The sequence below is a fragment of the Streptomyces sp. NPDC102278 genome (assembly GCF_044766345.1).
In the GTDB taxonomy this organism is placed as follows: domain Bacteria; phylum Actinomycetota; class Actinomycetes; order Streptomycetales; family Streptomycetaceae; genus Streptomyces.
On sequence record NZ_JBIWLV010000045.1, the window covers coordinates 1 to 3,634 of the forward strand.

The following is a 3,634-nucleotide window of genomic DNA, read 5'->3' on the forward strand; positions in this document are numbered from 1 at the left end:
AAGCCGTACACCCCGACCAATAACCCGCACCCAAAACAGCCACCCGCAGGTCGTAGCCGACGGCACGAAACCGAATCCAGCCGGAGCAGCGACTGCAGCGACTCAGACGGGCCACACCCGCATCGGTAAGGAGCACGGGAGGTCGGCAAGCGGACTCCCGTGGACACCGGATCACCCCCGCGTCGGCGGGGAGAACTAGACGCCGGCCTTGACGCGTTCGATGGCTCCCGGACCACCCCCGCGTCGGCGGGGAGAACCTACGCATCGCGCGGGCGGAGATCTGCGGATCCGGACCACCCCCGCGTCGGCGGGGAGAACACGCGCACGCCGGACGGGCACGAGCTCCGGTCCGGAGCACCCCCGCGTCGGCGGGGAGAACGGACACACGGACCTCAGCCTCAAGACTGAGAGCGGACCACCCCCGCGTCGGCGGGGAGAACGCGGGCCGAGGTGGTACTCGCGCTGGAAGTCGCGGACCACCCCCGCGTCGGCGGGGAGAACTTGTTGAGGCGCACGTCTTCCCAGGTGGCGTACGGACCACCCCCGCGTCGGCGGGGAGAACACCTTGATCAGGTGGTTCTCCTTGGCCTCCAACGGACCACCCCCGCGTCGGCGGGGAGAACGAGCAGGGCACCGAGGTTGGCGGCTGCGCCAGTGGACCACCCCCGCGTCGGCGGGGAGAACGTGACGTGGGCGAGCAGCGTGGGCGGCAGGGGCGGACCACCCCCGCGTCGGCGGGGAGAACTCGGTCGTCGGGCGGACCATGGGCCCGGTCAACGGACCACCCCCGCGTCGGCGGGGAGAACGGCCTCACCGCAAGGTTCATGCGACAAGATCACGGACCACCCCCGCGTCGGCGGGGAGAACTCGGGCGCCGGGTCCAGCTCGGCGACCCGGGCCGGACCACCCCCGCGTCGGCGGGGAGAACACCTCCATGGCCACCGGGATGAGGACGGCGATCGGACCACCCCCGCGTCGGCGGGGAGAACCTCGTGCAGCCGGCCCGCCACCGCCGGCAGACCGGACCACCCCCGCGTCGGCGGGGAGAACGACGGCGGCGTCGGTGTGGCCGGCGTCGGAGGCGGACCACCCCCGCGTCGGCGGGGAGAACGCGCCGGATCTTGCCCTTGTCGTCGATGAGAACGGACCACCCCCGCGTCGGCGGGGAGAACCTCGGCGAGTGGGTCGCAGCCGAAGGCGCCGTCGGACCACCCCCGCGTCGGCGGGGAGAACAGAGCGAGGCGTTGGGACACCCATGCCTCCGACGGACCACCCCCGCGTCGGCGGGGAGAACTCGCGGAAGACCGTTCGGGCATGGCGAAGATCCGGACCACCCCCGCGTCGGCGGGGAGAACTTCTGCTGGCCGGTCCTCGCCAAATTCGTGACCGGACCACCCCCGCGTCGGCGGGGAGAACTAAGCCACACCTCGACCCGTGAGCGCAACAAACGGACCACCCCCGCGTCGGCGGGGAGAACGCGTTGGCGATCGACCGGCCGACCGTCCTCACCGGACCACCCCCGCGTCGGCGGGGAGAACAGGAGATGAGCCTTCATCTCCTCGGCCAGTTCCGGACCACCCCCGCGTCGGCGGGGAGAACGAGCCCTCGCCGTTGGTGGTGAAGACCATGAACGGACCACCCCCGCGTCGGCGGGGAGAACGTCTCCGTGGTCGGCGGCCTGCCGGTAGAGGGCGGACCACCCCCGCGTCGGCGGGGAGAACGTGTCGGCATGCCCCACGCCATCGTCCGGGCACGGACCACCCCCGCGTCGGCGGGGAGAACACTGCCGGCTCTCCCTGCCCACCCGCATGCTGCGTGCTCCCCGCCGACGTGGGGGTGGTCCGCCACGGCACCAGCTTCTTGAGCGGGTTCTTGGGTGCTCCCCGCCGACGTGGGGGTGGTCCTGGTAGAGGCCCGGCGTGAGCTGCTGGGCCGCCGTGCTCCCCGCCGACGTGGGGGTGGTCCGTTCTCTGGCGACGCCGATGAGTGCCTGTCGTAGTGCTCCCCGCCGACGTGGGGGTGGTCCGTGACCTCGTTCGATGTGACCAAGCCTGAGACCGTGCTCCCCGCCGACGTGGGGGTGGTCCGCCGAGGTTCCGGCAGGCAGCGGAGCGTCGGCAGTGCTCCCCGCCGACGTGGGGGTGGTCCGCCGGACGGTCGCCAACCGGCCACGTCCACACCGTGCTCCCCGCCGACGTGGGGGTGGTCCGCTCGTAGCCGTACGGATGACGCGCCAGGAAGCGTGCTCCCCGCCGACGTGGGGGTGGTCCGTTTCCGATCATGTTCGCGAGGAGCATCAGCAGGTGCTCCCCGCCGACGTGGGGGTGGTCCGCTGCTCGGCACGCCGTGGAGGACCGAGTGTGGGTGCTCCCCGCCGACGTGGGGGTGGTCCGTAGAGCGGGGGCGAGACGTCGTCGTCGCGCTGGTGCTCCCCGCCGACGTGGGGGTGGTCCGCTGGGCATGGCCACGACGGCCTCCCTCAGCATGTGCTCCCCGCCGACGTGGGGGTGGTCCGTCGGAGCAGTCCCTCTTGCGTTAGGCACTGTTTCTCGGATCTCCTGACGTGGGCGGGGTGTTGGGGTCAGGCTGTCCGTATGGGCCGTGGGGATCTGACGAACGCGGAGTGGGACCGGCTGGAGGTGTTTTTACCTCCTGGTGGTGGCCGTGGAGGCCGGTGGAGTGATCACCGTCGGGTGATCAACGGAGTGCTCTATCGAGTCCGGACGGGCGTGCAGTGGAGGGACCTGCCGGAGCGGTTCGGGCCGTGGGAGACCGTCTACAAACGTCATCGCCGCTGGTCGGCCGATGGAACGTGGACGATGCTGCTGTCTCGGATCCAGGCGGCCGAGGACGCCGCGGGTCAGATCGACTGGAACGTGTCGGTGGACTCGACAGCAGTGCGGGCCCACCAGCACGCCGCCGGCGCGAGGAAGGCGCCGGCGGTCGCGGTTCCTCAAAGGGGGAACGTCCGGGGGACGAACCGGGTCGATCCGGTGTTGCGGAAACTGGCGACGCGACTGGAGGAGGTGGTCAGATCGGCGAGTGCCTGGGACGTTCCCGCGGAGGATTCACCACCAAAATCCACCTCGCCGCTGACGGGCGATGCCAGCCTCTCGCCCTCGTCCTGACACCGGGGCACTACGGCGACGGGCCCCAGTTCGAGCGCGTGCTTGGGCAGGTCTCCGTGCCCCGTATCGGAGTCGGCCGGCCCCGGACCCGGCCCGACCATGTCCTGGCGGACAAGGCTTACACATCCCGGAAGAACCGTCGCTACCTGCGACGACGCGGAATCCGGCACACCATCCCCGAACGCCTCGACCAGCAAAGACACCGCAAGAATCGCGGTTCCCGAGGCGGCCGTCCTGCCGGCTTCGACAGCGAGCGATACAAGAAGCGCAACACCGTCGAACGCGCCATCAACCGCCTGAAGGGCTTCCGCGCGGTCGCCACCCGCTACGAGAAACGCGCCTACATCTACCTCGGCACCGTCACCCTCACAGCCCTCATCATCTGGCTCCGCACATGATCCGAGAAACAGTGCCTAGTGACCTGGTCCGGAGATCCTGTCGCAGTAACGGCAGATTCGGTCGAGGATTTGATCAGCGGTCTTGGTCCACTTGAAGGGCCGGGCCTC

The 3,634-nt window shown here is 70.6% G+C and carries 1 protein-coding gene and 2 CRISPR repeat arrays; the gene reads left to right on the plus strand.

What is annotated here, in order from left to right; translation table 11 throughout:
* Window positions 1-107: 107 nt before the first annotated feature.
* A CRISPR array of direct repeats spans window positions 108-1,782; the repeat unit is 29 nt; unit sequence CGGACCACCCCCGCGTCGGCGGGGAGAAC.
* A gap of 33 nt (window positions 1,783-1,815) precedes the next feature.
* A CRISPR array of direct repeats spans window positions 1,816-2,515; the repeat unit is 29 nt; unit sequence GTGCTCCCCGCCGACGTGGGGGTGGTCCG.
* 79 nt (window positions 2,516-2,594) lie between these two features.
* Window positions 2,595-3,526 (plus strand): IS5 family transposase gene (locus tag ACIRO3_RS36855; RefSeq protein WP_404144134.1). Its coding sequence is split into 2 segments (ribosomal slippage): window positions 2,595-2,933 and window positions 2,936-3,526, totalling 930 coding nucleotides; the frame shifts between segments, so codons are not numbered across the junction.
* The last annotated feature ends 108 nt before the right edge of the window (window positions 3,527-3,634 follow it).